The sequence below is a fragment of the Brevibacillus laterosporus genome, from assembly GCA_007833815.1.
Taxonomy (GTDB): Bacteria; Bacillota; Bacilli; order Brevibacillales; family Brevibacillaceae; genus Brevibacillus_B; species Brevibacillus_B laterosporus_D.
In genome coordinates, this window is the sequence record CP033464.1 from 780,756 (window position 1) to 799,559 (window position 18,804).

Annotated in this window: 15 protein-coding genes; 4 read left to right on the top strand and 11 right to left on the bottom strand. The window is 35.8% G+C overall.

Annotated features, from left to right (window positions below):
• Positions 1 to 60: 60 nt before the first annotated feature.
• The 6 genes from EEL30_04910 to recQ all read right to left on the bottom strand — a co-directional run bounded on the left by EEL30_04910 (position 61) and on the right by recQ (position 11,433).
• Positions 61 to 2,643: a peptidase gene (locus tag EEL30_04910; protein QDX91765.1), complete on the bottom strand. Its 2,583-nt coding sequence runs from the start codon at positions 2,641 to 2,643 to the stop codon at positions 61 to 63.
• Positions 2,644 to 3,120: 477 nt separating this feature from the next.
• A complete protein-coding gene (locus EEL30_04915; GenBank protein ID QDX91766.1) occupies positions 3,121 to 4,839 on the bottom strand; it encodes a hypothetical protein in 1,719 nt (572 codons plus the stop codon).
• A 38-nt stretch (positions 4,840 to 4,877) separates the two neighbouring features.
• Entirely contained in the window at positions 4,878 to 6,347 is a 1,470-nt protein-coding gene (locus tag EEL30_04920) for a toxin (protein QDX91767.1), read from the bottom strand.
• 270 nt (positions 6,348 to 6,617) lie between these two features.
• A complete protein-coding gene (locus EEL30_04925; GenBank protein ID QDX91768.1) occupies positions 6,618 to 8,894 on the bottom strand; it encodes a hypothetical protein in 2,277 nt (758 codons plus the stop codon).
• 18 nt (positions 8,895 to 8,912) lie between these two features.
• Entirely contained in the window at positions 8,913 to 9,335 is a 423-nt protein-coding gene (locus EEL30_04930) for a hypothetical protein (protein QDX91769.1), read from the bottom strand.
• A gap of 325 nt (positions 9,336 to 9,660) precedes the next feature.
• Positions 9,661 to 11,433 (bottom strand): DNA helicase RecQ, encoded by a 1,773-nt coding sequence (gene recQ, locus EEL30_04935; GenBank protein ID QDX91770.1) that lies wholly within the window; start codon positions 11,431 to 11,433, stop codon positions 9,661 to 9,663.
• A 214-nt stretch (positions 11,434 to 11,647) separates the two neighbouring features.
• Here recQ and EEL30_04940 point away from each other — a divergent pair, with 214 nt between their 5' ends.
• Together EEL30_04940 and EEL30_04945 are read left to right on the top strand one after the other, a co-directional pair.
• Entirely contained in the window at positions 11,648 to 12,784 is a 1,137-nt protein-coding gene (locus EEL30_04940; protein QDX91771.1) for a fused response regulator/phosphatase, read from the top strand.
• A 34-nt stretch (positions 12,785 to 12,818) separates the two neighbouring features.
• The gene (locus EEL30_04945; protein ID QDX91772.1) at positions 12,819 to 13,097 is read left to right on the top strand and encodes a hypothetical protein; all 279 of its coding nucleotides are present in this window, start codon (positions 12,819 to 12,821) and stop codon (positions 13,095 to 13,097) included.
• Here the strand turns inward: EEL30_04945 and EEL30_04950 are convergent.
• Positions 13,040 to 14,386, bottom strand: coding sequence for a hypothetical protein (locus EEL30_04950; protein QDX91773.1), 1,347 nt, complete (start codon positions 14,384 to 14,386; stop codon positions 13,040 to 13,042). The genes EEL30_04945 and EEL30_04950 overlap by 58 nt on opposite strands.
• On the bottom strand, positions 14,364 to 14,924 hold the full coding sequence (locus tag EEL30_04955; GenBank protein QDX91774.1) for a sigma-70 family RNA polymerase sigma factor: 561 nt from the start codon (positions 14,922 to 14,924) through the stop codon (positions 14,364 to 14,366). The genes EEL30_04950 and EEL30_04955 overlap by 23 nt, the downstream gene beginning before the upstream one ends.
• 579 nt (positions 14,925 to 15,503) lie before the next feature.
• Between EEL30_04955 and EEL30_04960 the strand changes: the two genes are divergently transcribed.
• Positions 15,504 to 16,055, top strand: a complete 552-nt coding sequence (locus EEL30_04960) for a hypothetical protein (protein ID QDX91775.1) — start codon at positions 15,504 to 15,506, stop codon at positions 16,053 to 16,055.
• 33 nt (positions 16,056 to 16,088) lie between these two features.
• Here EEL30_04960 and EEL30_04965 read toward each other — a convergent pair whose 3' ends face one another.
• The gene (locus EEL30_04965) at positions 16,089 to 16,436 is read right to left on the bottom strand and encodes a hypothetical protein (GenBank protein QDX91776.1); all 348 of its coding nucleotides are present in this window, start codon (positions 16,434 to 16,436) and stop codon (positions 16,089 to 16,091) included.
• 443 nt (positions 16,437 to 16,879) lie between these two features.
• On the opposite strand from EEL30_04965, the gene EEL30_04970 reads away from it, so the two are divergent.
• Positions 16,880 to 17,407 carry a hypothetical protein gene (locus tag EEL30_04970; protein ID QDX91777.1) on the top strand — a complete coding sequence of 176 codons (528 nt, stop codon included), beginning with the start codon at positions 16,880 to 16,882 and terminating at the stop codon, positions 17,405 to 17,407.
• Here EEL30_04970 and EEL30_04975 read toward each other — a convergent pair.
• Together EEL30_04975 and EEL30_04980 are read right to left on the bottom strand one after the other, a co-directional pair.
• Positions 17,396 to 17,644, bottom strand: coding sequence for a hypothetical protein (locus tag EEL30_04975; protein ID QDX91778.1), 249 nt, complete (start codon positions 17,642 to 17,644; stop codon positions 17,396 to 17,398). The two genes, EEL30_04970 and EEL30_04975, sit on opposite strands and share 12 nt — an antisense overlap.
• 308 nt (positions 17,645 to 17,952) lie before the next feature.
• Positions 17,953 to 18,798 carry a protein-glutamate O-methyltransferase CheR gene (locus EEL30_04980; GenBank protein ID QDX91779.1) on the bottom strand — a complete coding sequence of 282 codons (846 nt, stop codon included), beginning with the start codon at positions 18,796 to 18,798 and terminating at the stop codon, positions 17,953 to 17,955.
• Between the last annotated feature and the right edge of the window lie 6 nt (positions 18,799 to 18,804).

Genomic DNA, 18,804 nt, shown 5'->3' on the forward strand with positions numbered 1-18,804 from the left:
TTAAAGACGAAGTTTGTCCAGCAAAACACAATTTCGATCTTTAGATATAAGCCTAAAAGATTATTTTGCTATCAAAAAGTATTGAGTAGATTTTGATTCATCTAGCTTTTCTATTTTTATTGATGTTTTATCAGCTGGGTTTTCATAGTTAAAATCTAATCCGAAGCTTCTATCAGCACAACTTATAATATTAAAACCTTTGTCGCCTTTTCGAAAAAACCAAAGCTGATGTAATGTCCCTTGATATTTCGTAAAAATTAACTCTGATGTTTTTGTGTCCCATGTTAAGACCTTCGGATTATTTGTATCTTTAAAATCATAAATATAAAATGCGCCCTTAATTGGGTTATAGCCCAACATAAATTCTTGCTGGAGATTCTGATTCACTATATTGATAACAGCTTTATCTTCAGAATTGGTAATATATCTTAGCAAATCTATTAGGGGGAACTTAATTTTTTTATTTTCATATTCCTTAGCATAATCTGCGTTTTCCTCTTTTAAATTATCAATACCTCTTCCTACTCTTACAATAGAAAAATTATCAATGTATACAGAACCATTACTATCATTGTAAATAGTAAGCTCCAACGACTTTTCTATAACTTCAAATGCTTCAAGCATCACTATTTGTTTTTTGTAAACTTGAGAAACTTGAAATTTTCCTATTTGTTTTTCTCCTCCTTCGCCTACTCCTTTAATATCTATAGAAACATCCCCATCACTACTTCCTTTAACGTCCATCATAATTAGATATATAGACTTATCCTGTAGATTAAAATTTTTGAATGTCACCGAGTCTTCTATCCTATAACATCTACTATTATTCAAACCATTAGATGAATCATATGCACCTCCGGACCATCTGGCGGAATTCTTTCCAAAATCGTCATACAATACAGGGACATCTATCTGTATATTCATACCAGGTCGGATTATCATATGATAGATATCTTCGCTTTTCTTCCTTTTTTGTTCCGCCTTTATTACTTGTTCTGTCCTTTTATCATACACAAAATGGACCAGATTCGAGCTCAAAATATGTTCTTCATCTGTCTCCTCATCTGCAAAATAAAAATTTTTATCCGTTTCGTTATAGACCATACCTACTGATTTTTCCAATGCTTCTTTTAGTGTAAGTTCTGGAGTTCGATCATTGGGATTATCAGGGTCTTTTGCCGCAATACGCCGTTCAATTACTCGTCTCCCGTCAATATTAATCAAGATTCCGGCCGTTACATTTTCAATTTGTGGCATATAATCAGCCCACTCATTTTCTTCCATTACTACTTGTCCACCAGCAGGGTCTCTTCTCGCAAATGCTCCTTGAAACTGTGTCGTTTCTAACTTTAATTTTTCTCCCGCTTCTAATCTATCCAACTGATTGATATTGAGTGAAATAGGAGTCGTGCTAAACTGATCTAATGTATTTAATGTGAGTCCATGTAGATGTTTTTTAGGATACGTTTGATCAGGAGCTAAACTCAAAGCTTTTTGATTCAGCTGTCCGGTAACTGTAGCGATTGTCTCTTTCCCTAACACTAAATTTGTAGTCGGAACCAGGTTATATACAGGAGCTGTTCCTGTATTGTAATAGCGCACATTTGCATTCATGTAAGCCGTTTGCCCTGTGTTTAAACCTAATTGTTGATGCCAATCTTGTCCTGAAGTGTCTGTAGAGTCAACGGTATGCGTAGAAGTATGTGAATAATGACCGGTAACGGATGCTGAAACTCCAGTAAAGAGAGAAACCCCCACATTCACATCGAGTCCTAACGTATTAGAGGTACTGGCACTAGAAGAAGTAGAACGACTAACGGACCTTCCTGCTGTTGAACTCACCTCTTTATTATCTGAGAGAACAAGTTCTTCCATGCCAACTGTAATACTTGGATATGCCGCAACAAGAGGGTCCCAAGCAACTTTTTTAATTGTACGATCAAGCGCTCCACTTGCTTTTTCTAAATCAGAATAGGGGTCTCCAGCGGTGTGAGATTCATTAGGGTTTGAAACGTATTTTTTATATCCCTGGGCAGCATATTCAGCCTTCCAAGGATAAACGACATGGTTAATTACGGTATATCCATTCACTTCCCATTCGTCATAGATGCCGTCGTTATCTGTATCTAACATAGGTTCTTCATCCTGCATATTTATAGGCATCGCTTCTTTTGAGAACGCTTCAAAAGAGGCGATTTCAGGGATAGAGAAGGTTTCAGCTTCAATTTCTTTCTTTTCTTGTTGATTAAAAGTATAGTGTACGTCTAATTGAAACAACTCTTCTTGTTCAAGCATTGGATTTTCAAAATAAGCTACCATGAATTTATACCTTTTTCCTGCTTCTAACTGCACTTCTTGTTCTTTAGCATTCTCACCATCAATAAGAATATGAGTAAATAGATTGGGATGGATGGTAAACTGATAGGCACCACTTTTCTTTGGAGTAAAGTTAGCCATCCAACGAACGGATTGTACTTTCTTTTGTAAACCAATGTCATGTAATGTTTTTTTATCTACCTTAAAACCATTCATACCACGTGCAACAACAAAGGCCGGTTCATTAAAATTCTCTCCATAGAAAAATTGACCTACAGCCTTTAGGGTTCCTTGTTCTTCTTCTTTTTTAACACCGTTCTTTTTCATGATTCGCTCTCCTTTTCTTTTTTGATGTAATAGTACCTTTTATACAAAAAGCTACATCAAGCACACAATCTGTAATCTCTTCTTGATCCATACGTATCTGCTAATTTGGAAATTGACTACAGCCACAACATGATTCGTCTATCGTTTTTTTATAATATCCCCCCTCATCTACAAACAAAGTATATCTCTGAATCTTCCGGAAAAAGCATACGATTTTTCCTCTATTGATGAAAAATAATCGTAAAATAGTCCCCACCTTGAGAAAGGATAGAGACTATTTTTTACGCTTACTAAGAAATTCTTAGCTTGATGGCGATGGGGTAGCACCACCCAAACGCGAATTTCGTACACTAAGTAGAATTCCACAAAGAAAAAACACTCCTATTTGAGTGCTTTTTCTTGCCCTTTTTCGTCAAATCACACAATTATGAAAATCAGATAGACATTTTCGTGTGTATTTAACACATTATGATATTTTTACACCCTTTTTAAATTAAATTTTTGAGCCTTACTATATGGACTACCCAAATCATGTTGTTCATTTACTTTAATATTTGTACCATTATTAGTATTAGCATTATCTACATCTAATACTAAATTAGGACTCTTTTTATTTTTTATTATATAGTAATCATCTTCTAAATGTTGTAGTATCCAATAATGTTCTTCTTTTTGTTGATTAGGTGTAGCAAATACATTTCTAGAACCTGGAATATCATTCCAGGCAAGAATTAGATTAGGATTGCTTACACTATATATTTGATATGCATTTTTTTGTTTATCATATACAAATTTCCATTTTTGATGATTTCCCTGATTGTTACTCCATAATGTAACATTATTAGGTCCATTTAAATCTAAAACACTACTATTATTTAAAGCAGTTACAATTTGAAAATTACCAGAGATAACACTCTCACCGTTCCCTTTTATACAAAAAGCTACATCAAGCACACAATCTGTAATCTCTTCCTGATCCATACCACTCCATCTCACTACATCAGCGTTTAATTTACCAATATTAGTATTTAAGTTAATTCTGAGAGCGGTAGCAAGGGAACTTTCAAGTGCAGATACAATGGCAGCTATAATCCCAATCGTTACAGCACCAAGAATCCATACCCACCATGGAATAACTTTTTCAGTATTTACCTTTGGAGTACTGTCTAGACTAAGTTGAATCCTCTTATTATTTTGGTCATAATAAAGACTATATTTTGCTTCGACATCAAATAATACATACGTATCTGCTAGACCAGTAACATCACATTTTCCTGATGCCTTCATGTGAAGCTTGTTACCTTCAACCTTCATATTAAAATTTGTAAATATTGGATAGTAATCGATTGCTCCCACTCGAACTGGGGCAGCATTTAAATTCCTAGTATTCTTAATGACTCCAGTTGTAGGTGATGTACTTTCAAATCTAAAGTGATTGATGGTTGCTCCATGACCAAATGAATTGGGCAGCTCAGGCATAATCATATGTTCTAAAAACAATTTTTCAGATAGAACCAAGAATGTCTCATGATTATTATCTAGTATCGCGCCATCAATCAATTCATTTAGATTAGATATGTCTCGATTTGTTACCACAGAAAATATCACTAAAAAACCTTTCTCTTGATTATTAGTTGGGGAGTAATACGAATATTTATACTTTTCAGGTTGCATCCATGAAATATTAGATGATCCATTTAATTCTGCGAATATATGGGATACTCTGTCTTTGTTATTTATAAACATATCTGCTAACGTTAAGTTTAAAAATGTATAAACCATACTTCCCTGAGAAAATACTTGATTTATATCTGGATTGATTACAGTAACAGCGCCTGCTCGTTGGTCTCCTTCTCTTTCTCCTTTTACTAGAAAGTTAAAAGCTAACTTCTGCATATTAGATTGCTGAAAAAATCCCAGCTGAAGTTCTAATAAAGGACATATACCGTCTAACTTTGTAGAGTTCCCCATAAAGATTAGCTCCCCCTCTTTTACGAGGGTCTTCACTCTCAATAATTTACTTGCTCCTCCAGGAACAATCTCCCAATTATCAAAGGTCAATGTAACAGATGTATTTTCGTCTACATACGTAAACGTGATTTTATTATCATTCATATATTTTCTTAATTGCTTATTCATTAAATCCCTAGTACCTACATACACAACATCCCAACCATGCGTATCCAAAATAACCATCCTCTCTACTTATTTACTTATAAACTATCGTGGACTTTCTATATCACAAACTTTCCACCTAGTTGAAGTGGTCCTGCTAAGCCAGCATAATCTAATTCAAAGGTTTCACTAGCATTCCAAATAATTTGAGAAGTTGTATTTTCTAACAAAAGGTCTATGCTTGGAGACGTTTCAACATTTAACGTTTCAAAAATTGTAGGTAACAAAGCAATGGTTCCAAATATTAGTGATACAACAATTCCAGCTATAAGCAATGTTGCTCCTCCTGTAAACACAGCTAAAAGGACAGACGCAATGATTCCCGCAACAAGCATTATCCATGGTAACGCAGAACCTCCATTTATCGTTCCTTGTAACAGTGTCGGTTCTTTTACTTGTTCATACGTGATGGTTTGCTCCCCCTTTTTGTTAGTAGCTAATACAATCCGATAATGATGAGTGGTACGACAATATGCTTTTATACCGTCAAATATATGAGTCTCTGTATATGTTTCCAGTTTCATTTCATCCCCGATCAAACTTAGCTTCAATTCTTCCAGGTAAGGAGTATACATTGATCCATTCGCTTGTACCCTCTCTAATTCTATTTTTCTTCCGTCTTTCAGTTGGAGAATATGTTGATACTGTCCTGCTTGACCACTTGCATTAATCACTTCATAGTCATCGATTTTTGACTTTGTAAACTTCATTGGTAACGTTGGCAATAATACGTCTCGTAAAAATCGTTCTTCTGCAATTAAAAATCCCGCATTTGAGGATTTGGGAATGACATAGGCATCTAATTTTTGTTGTTGATGAATTCCTCCTGTTCTGCCTCCTGTCATACATAAGACTCCTAATAAACTTTTTTCTACGTCTCCCTCAATATCTGTATAGGCATAATCAACGTAGGAAGGCCTACACCATGCCCATGCTTCATCACCACTAATATACAGATTTAAGTTGACTACATTAAAAGTATGGGTAAATTGTTCGAGATGTAACGTTAACCATGTAATAATTTGACTCATGAATATTTCTTTTAGAATCTCCTCAAGATCAATGAATACATTATGATTCAATGACCCTGGATAGAATATACCTGTCACATTTTTTAATGAGATACCTATCACGACAGGATCAATTGGACCCGAACTCTTTGTTTTCATTTTCAAACCATATAATTGTTCATTTCCTTCATTTTTTGTGACTGTTTCGTGCGGAAGATAGGTAAGCTTGACTTGAACATGTAAATCTGCAGATTGAAATCCAAATTTTCCTATGAAAAAATCCTGTAAGATGGTTTGGAAATCTCGAACAGGTATGTTCATTCGAATACTATTTCCATCCCCACCCGTGATAATTTGCCAGTCCTTAAATTCCCCTTTGAAATCATTTCCATTTGAATCAGTTAATTCAAAATTTTTCGGACTGCTTTTTTGTTCCCTTATCATACGATTCACTTCCGCAATAGGAATGGCAAATACCGTATCCCAATTCAAAGTACTAGTCGAATGAGTAATTGTCATGCATCATCATATCCCTTCTGTATTTATCTAGGTCGGATTGTAATAATGTGTATGGGGTTTCGTGTGTTAACCTAGTAATGTAATAGATAAGCGAGCAATGCCAACATCTATTCTAATGCTTCATTTTTTTAGAAGAATAAATGTAATATGACATGCTCGCATCGATTGTATGAAAATTCAGTATGTTCTGTTACTAATATTCAACCTTTTTCATCCCGTAGAAGTCTAGTCAAGTGTAAACTTCAAATCACTCCTATCCAATGATTCCTATTACTTAATTAATTTCCCACCCATTAAATAAATCCCTTGGAGCTGGGCCGTTTCCACTTGAAGTTCGCTATTATCCGGCCATTTTACAGCTCCTACGCAATTAGCAAGAAACGCATCGATGGTTGGAAGTTCGGAATAATGTTCTTTTGCTAAATATTCAAGGTATTTAGCTATCGCAGTTGGTAGCATTCCTGCAGCTCCAATTACCGCCATTTGAGTAAATACTAGGGCTGATTTTGATGATATTTCCCAGATTCTTGACCAGAGTGAACGAGGCTGTTGTAGCACTTGGTACATCACTTGTGATGAGCTAAGCCCAGCAACGGAAGATGCCCGGCTAATATTGAAAGTGGTTAATTCTATCATTTCATTTCTGGCTGCTTGGGAAGCACTGGTTCCTGCTCTTTTTAATAGCTCTTTTAGAGAAATGACTGCCCTCATCATAGTGGTCCCGATTCTGGAGAATTGTTGACTGATATAGGCACTTGCTTGTCTAAATACGGCGCTGGTAGCTGAAAAAAATGCTCCTGCTGCGATTGACAAGGCTAGTCCTGTAGCAATTTCTATAATTAATTGTTCTCTTGCGTACCAATCTTCAACTGTATAAGTGAGTGTAAGTGTAGCCTCACCCTCTTCATTTGGAACTAATACATTTTTGTATTCTTTACCTAACTCGTCAACACCACTCTTAAGACTAAGACTATAGTGTTGTGTATAGTTGGCATGTCCAATTATTCCCCTAGCTTGCTCCCATGTAAGGTCCTCTATATCTAAGACCATTTGATTATTTGTAATGCCTAGTCTAAATTTTTTAGGATCAACATAAGAAGGTACCTCATTTTCGTTATGATCGTATACCGTGCCGAACTGAATTCTCTCTTTGTTTTGAATAAACAAACCGTTGTCCGTTTTCTCGAATTGGTCTGGTGTACCAACCTGCATAATATTGAGACCTCGTCCCAGCCATTTATCTACGAATAATGGCATATCGATGCCAAAGGCTGAGTCATTTGTATCCTTTGCATTCTTAACTGCGTGTAATAAACGGGCATCTACTGTATGGCTTGGGTAATTATTCTTACGATTTTCTACCATTGACATAACGGAGAATACACTTTTATCTAAACTTGGTTGCCCATTTTCATCCTTTCCCTCTGCTACACCATAATACTTATCAGTTGGCTTTAGCCATTGAAAATTTTCATCTTTGGCAGTTTCTTCTAAAATAAAATGGGCAAAGATATTTTCGAATTGATCGATGTTTTTTGTAAACCATTCTTTAAACATGGCAGTTACGAAGCTTTCTAATGTACCAGTTATCGCATCTGAATAGCGGTAATTTACTAGGATTACTGGTGGATCTTGGTTTCCATCCTGATCTGTTTTCACTTTTAAATCAACTTGATGCCCATCTCCTACACCAGTAGAATCTTCAATAGTTGTTTCTTTTGCATTCAAGTATTGTAATTTTAACTGAATTTTCACATAGGCATCAGAAGCAAATTCATAGGTTGCATTCGCAGAGTGATTCAAAATGGAACTGTTTTCACCAATTTTACAAATGAAATTTACATTTTGGCCATCTGCCCCTGTTGTGATTTCCCATGAATCAAATGTTCCGTCCATGCTGAATTGAAACGGGAATCCTAATGAAGTATCCGTGAATTCATAATTGAATTTTTGGGGGTATAATTTTTTTTGTTGAATATTTTTATTTACATTCGAGAACGAAGTCACATAACTGGTATCCCATCCAATCAATGATAAGTCATTTGAAGTACTATATTGAATGTTATAGGTATTAATTTGCTGATGTAATAGATGTCTATGTTCTTTAAACCAAGTTACAAGCAACTTTTCTAGTAGAATAGATACCATTCCATGCCCGCTATCAAAATGGAAAGAATGATTGATGCTGTATAAAGTATCTTCTTTTTCCGAAATGACATACATTTCTGTTTGACTATCTTCAATCTTTAGACAAATTTTAATCCAGGAATTTTGTAAATGATGCGTAGTTTTTCCGTTGTTTGTATCTACTTCGAAGGTTCCATTTTCTATATAACATTTAAAAATGGGATATTGTCCCGATCCTTCATCCGTTAGCTCCCAATTGCCCCAATTTCCTTGTACTTTTGCACTCATAGAAGAATCTTTCATTTCTTGATAGAACGAACTTGGTACATTTCTCAACATTTTACTATCTCGATTTTTTACATCCTCAATCGTTTTAGTCCAATCATACATTCTAAGGCTATCTACATTTCTTTTCTTCATATATATCCTCCTCTTCCATCATGTAATTGTTACCAAATACTTTTCATTTCCAATAAAAAGATTTTTTATTGGATCATGTAACAACCAATGTAACATTTTTTTAGTAGGAAGCTTCTCTTCCATATCAGCATTTACTACCATTACCTCATACTGATTTCTCTTTGCTCGATTTGGACTAGTGAAACAAATTTGTTTTTCATAAGTGGAAGGTTCTTCTTGTAAATATTCTTTCTTTAAAGCTATAACAGCTTTTTTTCCCTTGAAGTTCTCTTCATATATCTTAGTTTGATACACATCCTTGATGAAAAATGTACCTTCTAAAAAATGAAGCTGAAAGTAATCATAGTTATCATGGTAGGCTTGTTTTAGTTTGCTTATTGAAAATGTACCATGGAATGTGGTTTGCCCATCGTCAAAATAATAGGGAAAAACAGTAGACATTTTTTTCACTTCCTCGAATAATGAATGTAGGGTTTTAAAGAAATATACCTATAGGATCCAAGATTATTTGATTGATACACAATACAACATGATTCGTCTATCGTTTTTTTATAATATATCCCCCCTCGTCTACAAACAAAGTATATCTCTAAATCTTTTTAAAAAAGCATACAAATTTTCATTTATAGATGAAAATTTGTATGCCTTTTTTTGTGAAGATACTTTTTTAAAAGAAACCACGGCATTCCCATCAACCTTTAGCTGAGTCTATATAATAAGAAAGATAAAGGTTATTTTCCAGCAAATAAAGCAATTTCTATTCTTGCTATATTTGCTGACTATACTCGGTTATACATGTTATAAATTCTTCACCGTATTTATCCCACTTTGATTCACCCACACCTTTTATCGTAAGCATTGTACGTTTATCAGTAGGGATAATTTCGCTCATTTCCCTTAAGGTACTATCATGAAAAATAACGTATGGCGGCAATCCTTCCCGTTCGGCAATTGATTTGCGCAGTTGACGTAAGACATCAAACAATTGGTCATCCTCTTGTCGCTTAATCGGCTTAGCCCGCTGTTTGTGCCATACCTGCTCTTCTCCTTTTAATACTCCAACCACTCTGTCTGCAAGCATAACAACCGGATATTGGCTTTCAGTCAAACTCATATATCCTTCTGCAATCAACCACTGAATCATCTCCACAATCTCTTTTTCCGTATAGTCCTTCATAATTCCGTACGTAGGTAGCGTGGAAAAACCAAATTGTAGAACCTTCTTATTGGAAGAGCCTCTAAGAACTTGAGCGACCATGACAGTCCCAAAACGTTCTTTCATCCGCTTCACACACGAAAAAATCTTCTGTGCATCTACCGTAATATCTATTAATTCTGCGTCATCAGTACAATTTCCACAGGTACCACACTCTTTGGCATTGGGATCACCAAAATACTCCAAAATGTATTGCTGCAAACAACGCGAGGTTCGGCAATAGTCACTCATTGCATATAATTTTTTGTAATCCTGCTCTTTTCTTTCATCGGTTTGCTCATTTTGTTCAATAAAAAATTTCTGAGTCTGGATGTCTTGCGCCTGAAACAGTAGGATGCATTCACTACGTTCTCCATCACGCCCAGCACGCCCAGCTTCTTGATAATAGGCCTCCAGGTTTTTCGGCATATTGTAATGAATGACGTATCTAACATTGGACTTATCAATACCCATTCCAAACGCATTGGTCGCAATCATGACACTCACATCGTCAAATAAGAAAGCATCTTGATTTCTTACTCGCTCATCTTCCGGGAGACCTGCGTGGTATTTGCCCACACGATGCCCCTTTTGTCGCAAAAACTCATAGAGATTTTCCACTTCTTTACGTGTAGAAGCATATATAATCCCCGCTTGTCCATGATTGGCTTTCACATAGTCAGAGACAAATGAACGCCTATCTTCCCCTCTACGTACAGCCAGCATAAGATTGTCCCGGCCAAATCCAGTAACGAAAACCTGACCTTCTTCAAGAGAAAGAAGTCGACTAATATCTTCTTTTACTTCCGGTGTAGCCGTTGCGGTTAATGCCACCACAATAGGACGGGAATGCAATGACTTTACAAGGCTGGCAACTGCTAGATAGCTGGGACGAAAATCATGACCCCATTGTGAGACACAATGCGCTTCATCAACTGCCAACAATGAAATGGGCATCTCCTGGATCATATCGCGAAATTGCTCAGACTCAAGCCGCTCAGGAGCAATATAAACTAATTTGTATTTTCCTTGTCTAGCATCACGCATTCTTTCCTGTACCTCTTGATAAGAAAGAGAACTATTAATCTGCGTAGCAGGCACACCCATGCTAACCAATGCATCTACCTGATCCTTCATTAAAGAGATTAAGGGAGAGATCACAAGCGTAATACCCTCAAACAATAGAGCAGGGATCTGATAACAAATGGATTTCCCCCCGCCAGTAGGCATAATGCCTAGCGTATCATGCCCGGTCAAAATGCTTTCAATAATCTGTTGTTGCCCTTGTCGAAAGGAAGAATATCCGTAATATTTTTGGAGAAGTTCCTCTGCTTTACCTAGCATTCATTATCACCACTTTTTTGCGTGGCCACTTTCGTTTGCCACCATGTTTTCCTCTATTGTACCAAAAGAAGAGAGACAAAATTTTATGCTGCTCCTGTTTCAAAGATTTGGCTTGGGGGTAAATAGATCAGTGACTCACATCCGCTTTATTCATAATGTAACTATGATACGATTAACTGAGTACTTATACTGTCTTACAGAAGGAGAATATGTGATGAGCATTCTCGTCGTAGATGACAATCCGATTAATCTAACCATCATTGAAAAGATTTTAAACAGTGAGGGATATACAGACATTAAACTCCTCCATTCAGCCAATGAACTTTTTGACTATCTGCAAATCGATGGACCGCATAAAATCCATCGCAGTGTAGATCTCATTTTGCTTGATTTGATGATGCCAGAGATAGATGGAATTGAAGCTTGTCGCCGTATTCAACAAAATGACCAAGTAAAGCATATCCCCATTATCTTTGTTACTGCTATGGGTGACTCCTTTAAAATGGCAGAAGCACTTAACGTAGGAGCTAATGATTATGTGATGAAGCCCATTAATAAAATTGAATTATTGGCTCGTATTCGCGTAGCTCTACGCTTAAAGCACGAAAGCGACTGGCATCGAGAACGTGACAATGTCATTCAGAATGAGCTTCATCTCGCAAAACAGGTGCAACGAAGCGTGTTAAGCCATCCGATTAATGATGAACAGATTCAGATTAGTGCAGCTTATCTGCCCACATTTGAGCTAGCTGGAGATATGTATTCCTGGATACCAATTGATGAGAATCGCTATGGAGTGATTCTATTAGATATGATGGGACATGGAATTGCAGCTTCTTTGGTATGTATGTATATTTCATCCGTTCTACGTGATACCATTACGAAAATTACGGACCCAGAGCAGGTCATCCGGGAATTAAACAGATACATGTATCAATTAAATAGCACGGAAAGATTCCTACAATATTATTTCACGGCTATCTATCTAGTGATCGATACCGATAAAAAGACCGTAGAATACGTCAATGCTGGGCATCCGAAAGGAATCATGCTCGTAGACGATATATCGGTGGATTATTTGGATAAAGGTAGTTCCGCAGTTGGTTTCTTTTCAGAAATTGAGGTACAAAAAACCGTTATCCCCTACAAGAAAAACATGCAAATGGTCTTGTACACGGACGGTCTACTAGAAGTGCTAGAGAATACCGTCGAGGATGGTACAGAGGTAATGAAAACAGAGCTTCTTAAACAGCCCCAAACACCAGTACAGCTGATCGAGAATATATTGCCTCCTGAAGCAAAGGAGCACCAGCATGATGATATGTGTCTGTTAATGATTCGTGCTAAATAATTTACCCTAAGCAAAGGAGTTCAAATCTTCTTGCTTGTACGATCAATCAAAAAACGGAAAGAAGCTTCACACAACGCTCGCTACTTTACTTGCCGTCAGCATGCTATCTGTTACACCCGTTTGGGCTGCGGAAACAACTACAACAACATCCTCTACTAAACAAGAGCAGGCTGCCCTACCTGAGACTATCAAGAAATCCCTTGAAAAGCTGTTTGAACCTCTCATGGCTAAAGCCACGAGAGGTTCAATTTGTCTCTATTTTATATCAATTGCCCAATTTCCATTCATTACAAATTGCGGGTATGATATTTGAATATTAGTAGTATTAAGTTTTTTATCGAACTCTAAAGTCATGATAGCTTTATTACCATTAAATTCAGCTGACATCTTTTTTATATCAGGACTATTAAGGTCAAATGACCTTATATCAATATTTTTATTTCCATCTGTATTTAATTCAAATTCTATCTGAGCAGAGGTTGGTGATACTCTTTTAACTTTTTTAACAACCGCTTTTTGAATCGTAAAATCAATTTCTTTGTTTAACGTCGCTTCTCCTTCCTTAGGAATACTAAGTGGAATAGAGGCGATAGTTTTGTCAAATGAGGCAACGAGGGCAGGCAATTTTAGTCTTAGATTTTTGTCTTGTGGGGCGCTTGTTTCAAATGTTGTTACTGGATGACCTTTTGAATTCTCTGGAATTTCAAGTTTATATTTCGTATCCATTTCATCAAACACATAGAGCTCCTCAGCTTGATTACTTGTGGAAAATAAAATCATACCGTCTTTACCCTGGTTTTCAACTGTAGATACTACTTTTGCTTCAATTGGTTTGCCTAAGCCTGCTAATTTCAAGTTCTTATCTTCAAATGATGTAATAAATTGAATGTTTGATTTTCCATTTTCATCAATAACTTTAGCACCAATATTTACACCTTTTATATTGCTTTCCCCAGCATTAGACGTATAAATCTTGCTGTTTAAATCTAGGCTTTTAGCCTTTTCTAAGGAGACATTATAGGAGTCTCTCCCAATTACAAGTTTAAAATCTTTAAAGGGTTTAATGTTATAATTGTTTTCTGTTTTATTCGTAAAGCTAAAATGGTATTTTTTACCTTCCTCAGAGTAACCGCCTGGATAATACACGGTACTAGCATCATTTTGCGGGATAATGTTTATCTCACCAAGCTCAGATAAACTTAGGTCTGTAGTTATTTCCATCTCTAGGTTTCCTTTTGAAACCATTATGTTTTCTATTGCAATCTCATTATTTAAAGCGTATCTTTCTTTTAAGTAATACGCATCTCCATCAACAATGGTTGAATATATTGGAGTTTTGTTAAAGAATGACTTTATTGTTTCAGAAATATCACTGGCATATGCAGTAGTTACACCTAGTAAACATACGCAAGCAGCAGCAGCAACATATGAATATCTTTTTCTACGTTTCCCTTTTTTATTATTGTTGGTAAGTTTTTGGTGGGCTTTTTTGTTTATAGCATCCATATCTATTTCCACTCCTTCTAATAATTTATCAATTTCTTTTTCAACCAAATCATCATCTATATTGTTTAACAATTCAAATATTTTCCTTTCGTTCACAATTCAATCCCTCCTTTATCATTCTTCTGCCCCTTAAAAGTCGATTATCTACAGCAGACCTTGATAAATTAAAAGCTTTTGCCAGATCGCTTATCTTTTCATCAAAAAAGTACCTTCTGAAAAATATTTTTTTGTCCACTTCATTAAAAGAATTAATTATTTCTATGACCTTCTCCTGATCTTGCCTTAAAAAAAACTCTTTTTCCAAGCTATAGTTATCTTTGATTTCAAACTCTTCAATATCAACAACATTTGTCACTGTTTTTCTACGTTTATACGTAAGTGCTTTATATTTTGTCTTAATCAAGAGCCATGTCCTAAAATTTCCTCTTTCCTGGTCAAACTCATCAATTTTAAGCCAGGCATCTAGAAAAACATCAGACACACATTCCTCAATATCTTCCTTACTACATGCCGGGAATAAAATTGTATGGGCTAGGAAATAAATTGTTTTTGTATACTTGCTTATCATATACTCATAAGCAAGTGTGTCTTTGTTTTTTATTCCTTCTACAAGCGCATGCTGCGAGTATTCCAAAATATTCACCCCCTTTATATATTACTACGCACCAAATATCACTTTTCTCTTAAAGGTAAATTCCAGATGAACGGGGAAAACAGGATGAGTGGATACGTATGGCTGGACTATAAAGTCTCTCCGTAAAATTCAGAGGAAACCGCATGTATCCATTACGATTAAAAAAATCCGTATTTCTGTGGCTTGTGCCTGTCGAGAAATCTTGACAGGCAAGCTAATAACACGAATCGTTGAGGTAGGAAAGGTTCCCCACGCGCCTGAAAATAGAGGGCGTTTATATGGAGTTACAAGTTTTATATCTTTTATTTTTACTTCCACTTACTCAAACTCATCCATTGCACTGTGGCAACTTACTAAATACATGTAGATATTCCCAAGAACATGTATAATCACCTAGATTGTAATATGAATTTATAATTGCCATTAAGGCGCCAGCCTTGAAGTTATCCTCCTCAGTATATTCCTCTACAACGTGCATACAAAGTTCTATCGCCTCTTCAAAAAGATTTAAATTGAATGCATGAACGCTCGTCAAAGAAATGGGATGAATCGAATTTTGATTGGGAAGGTGTTACGTAAATGAAAAAAATTTTTCTCTCGTTTGTATTGATTGGAATATTAAGTGGATGTACAGTTCCTACTCAAGGTGAGATACATCAGGGAGGGGCACAGTCTGAGGAAAAACAAACAGATAAATCTACCATTGAAAAACTTGTTATACAAAGAGGACATGACATTTTTGAGTTCACAAAACCCTCGCAAAATATGGGGATTTTAGTAAATGCTATGGATTTATTTCGCCTAACATATCGAAAAAGTGATGAGAATATAGTAGTGAAAAACGAACAAGAATTGGGATTCCTTCAAGAAAGACAAGAAGAAGGAACTAGTAAGAACGACTATACGTATATTAGACTTATACAGACTCCCTTTATTCCAGAAGAGGGGGTAAATACATTTCCTAGAAAAGATATTGTACTTTATATTGATCAACAGTATCCAAACGATGTTTTTGTTGGTGTACAAAACCCAAATAAACTGGATGAATGGGAGGTTTATATAGTGAAGAACTATGGTAACTGGCTAAAAAAAGAAATTGATTTATATTTATCCCTACACAAGGGACTTTAAAAAGGAAGCACCAAAGTGTGCTTCCTTCTTTTTTTATATATCACTTCGTCTACGTAGTGTATCAAGATAGTCTATTACGTCATCATAGTATTGATCGCCACCCCCATATCCAGCATCTGAAATGAATCGAATACATTTTTTTGAATTAGGTTGGTCTGTATTTTTCAGATAATCGATCAACTTAGAATAGCGTGCATTATTTTGAAAGAACTTCCCAAAGGATTCTGCATGAGTACTACGACCAATATAATAAGCCCAGCCTTTATCTCCTTTTCCATAATTTCCAGGAGGATTAGAACTACTTACATACTTCATATTTGACCAATTTTGGTTATCTCGTTGCAACTTTTTAGAAGCCCATTCTGACTCTCCTCCCCACATAGCAAGAATCACTTCAACTGGTAAACCATAACAATCATTGCTAGCGTCTTGAGCTACTCGTCTGAAAGCATCAACGAAAAAGCTTGCACTTTATCATTTGCATTTGTATTTGGATTCAAGTCAACATAAGTATCGCGCACACCGTCAACTTTAACTGATTCCGTTGGAATTGATTTCAATGCCATAAATAATCTCTCCTTTTAGCAAATTAGATAAGACGACTTTTTGACCGGTCATTGTCGCTTTCATCTACTAGGTAAAAAAAGGAGAGGTTTAGCACCCTCGTTACGAAATTTTTTGAAAAACCATGTCTGAAAATAAGCATTATGTATAAACGTTACCGCTCGAAGAAGAAAGGAGACTAGTTTATGAAACTTTTGGAAAAGAATAATCGTCAAAATGATTAGTAGCAATTAGGTATTAAGTGGGGGAGTTGCAATTACATGGTAAAAAAAATCGGAATAGTGCTATTTCTATTGATTGGCATCTATGTAATTAATCTTCAAATCGAAAAAAAGGAACTTGAGTTAAGACTGGAGAGTCTTGCAGGGCATAATTTATTTCTTCTATTAACTACTTACGATGGAATACAAGATTTGCTTCATTCAGATAAGAAAAGCACTGACATTATTATTAATGTTAAAAAGAAGCATGAAAGTATAAAAGAGTTCTCATCAACTATTGACACTGCTATAGGTCGTGGGGACTTAACAACAATCTATTTTAAGTTTAATGAGATTTTTTCACATCTTGAAAATATTAATACTTCAGTTGATAAGAATAAAATAAAGGAGTTAATTGAAATCAAGGGTCTAATACAAGAACTAGAAACGATCATTTATGAAACTTATTATGATAAAACCGATACTGAAGGTGGTAAAGCTGAATTGTACATAAAAGGTTTTGACAAGATCGATGCATATATTGAAAAAATAACTAAATTTAATAAGGAATTCACCCTAAAAAATTAAACTCCGGTTGAGCCGCGCTCTTACAAAAAAGAACTTGATCTCCTCTAGCTCCATTTTTCTGCTAGGCTCGCTTTTTGGCAAATTGAGCAAAAAGCTCCTGGTTTGTTGGGCGCAGTTCGCGCTATTTTTTATGTAAAAACCGAGCGTAAACCAACCATTAAATAGTATATAAGAGCTGATTCCCTGCAAGACAAAAGGACGGCTCCCTAGTAAACAGTAGGGAGCCGTCCTTTTCATTGTCCTTAAAGTGATCTCCAACATTTCGGAAATTTTGTACACTAAGAGACTTTCAACAAGAAAATATCATTTTTTGTACTTGCAGCCTTTGAATGTTGAATGAACCTTTTGTGGCAATCTTCAAAGCCTCTTTTTGTGTTTTTCCGCTAGACTGCTGTTCGTCCGTAATGATCCGGATGAGTCAGACTATAGATATCAATATCCAGCGTAGATGTAGCCTTTCTTGAAGCTTGCCGACTAGCTTTCTTTTTCACCGAAGGTATGCTTTACCCTAGGAAAGGGAGACTGTAACAATAAAATGTTTACAGTTACAGTTTTTGGTATATTCTTACTCCTTCAATCTCCTGATAATGCCCCATATCTTTTACAAAAGCGAGAGACTCTTTACTTCCTAATCCAAAGAAGCCATTAGTAGATAAGCTCCCATCAAATAGTTGAAAGACACGGCTCTGCAAATCAGTATTAAAGTATATCAAGACATTCCGACATATCACCACATGAAACTCATTAAAAGAACAATCTGTTACTAAATTATGTTGGGCAAAGGTAACATTTTTTAAGATGGATTGGTTTAATATTGCAAACTCCGAATCAGTCGAATAATATTCACTAAAAGCTTTTTTGCCACCTGCTTGTATATAATTCCTAGTATAATTCTGCATTTTCTTTAAAGAAAAGGTGCCCTTTTCCGCTCGTTTCAAAACTTCCTCATTCATATCTGTAGCATAAATTTTAGTCTTATGACTTATATTCTCTTCTTCTATGAGGATAGCCATGGAATATGCTTCTTCTCCTGTTGAACAGCCTGCATGCCAAATCCTAATTTCAGGAAGCTGGCGAAGAGCAGGAATAACCTTTTTACGAAAAGCGTAGAAAAAGCTAGGATCTCGAAACATTTCTGTTACGTTGATCGAAAAATCATGTAGCAATTTATCTACATATTTAGGATCATGAAGCACTTTTTCCAAAAGGGCTGTAATAGTAGGAATCCTGTCTTGCAACATGCGATTCCATATACGCCTTCGAATGGATGATCTGACATAATCACGGTAATCAAACCCATACATCCGATATATCCCTTCCAACAGAAGATCAATTTCAATACTTTCTCGTTCGTCCATCTGATAATCACTTTGCTCGGTCAAAGAAGTCATCAATCT

Coding starts and splice junctions, on each gene's coding strand:
- EEL30_04965 (QDX91776.1), bottom strand. CDS start 16,436: ATGTGGGGAGGAGAGTCAGAATGGGCTTCTAAAAAGTTGCAACGAGAT.
- EEL30_04940 (QDX91771.1), top strand. CDS start 11,648: ATGAGCATTCTCGTCGTAGATGACAATCCGATTAATCTAACCATCATT.
- EEL30_04915 (QDX91766.1), bottom strand. CDS start 4,839: ATGGTTATTTTGGATACGCATGGTTGGGATGTTGTGTATGTAGGTACT.
- EEL30_04930 (QDX91769.1), bottom strand. CDS start 9,335: ATGTCTACTGTTTTTCCCTATTATTTTGACGATGGGCAAACCACATTC.
- EEL30_04925 (QDX91768.1), bottom strand. CDS start 8,894: ATGAAGAAAAGAAATGTAGATAGCCTTAGAATGTATGATTGGACTAAA.
- EEL30_04980 (QDX91779.1), bottom strand. CDS start 18,798: ATGACTTCTTTGACCGAGCAAAGTGATTATCAGATGGACGAACGAGAA.
- EEL30_04910 (QDX91765.1), bottom strand. CDS start 2,643: ATGAAAAAGAACGGTGTTAAAAAAGAAGAAGAACAAGGAACCCTAAAG.
- recQ (QDX91770.1), bottom strand. CDS start 11,433: ATGCTAGGTAAAGCAGAGGAACTTCTCCAAAAATATTACGGATATTCT.
- EEL30_04975 (QDX91778.1), bottom strand. CDS start 17,644: ATGAAAAGGACGGCTCCCTACTGTTTACTAGGGAGCCGTCCTTTTGTC.
- EEL30_04970 (QDX91777.1), top strand. CDS start 16,880: ATGGTAAAAAAAATCGGAATAGTGCTATTTCTATTGATTGGCATCTAT.
- EEL30_04920 (QDX91767.1), bottom strand. CDS start 6,347: ATGACAATTACTCATTCGACTAGTACTTTGAATTGGGATACGGTATTT.
- EEL30_04960 (QDX91775.1), top strand. CDS start 15,504: ATGAAAAAAATTTTTCTCTCGTTTGTATTGATTGGAATATTAAGTGGA.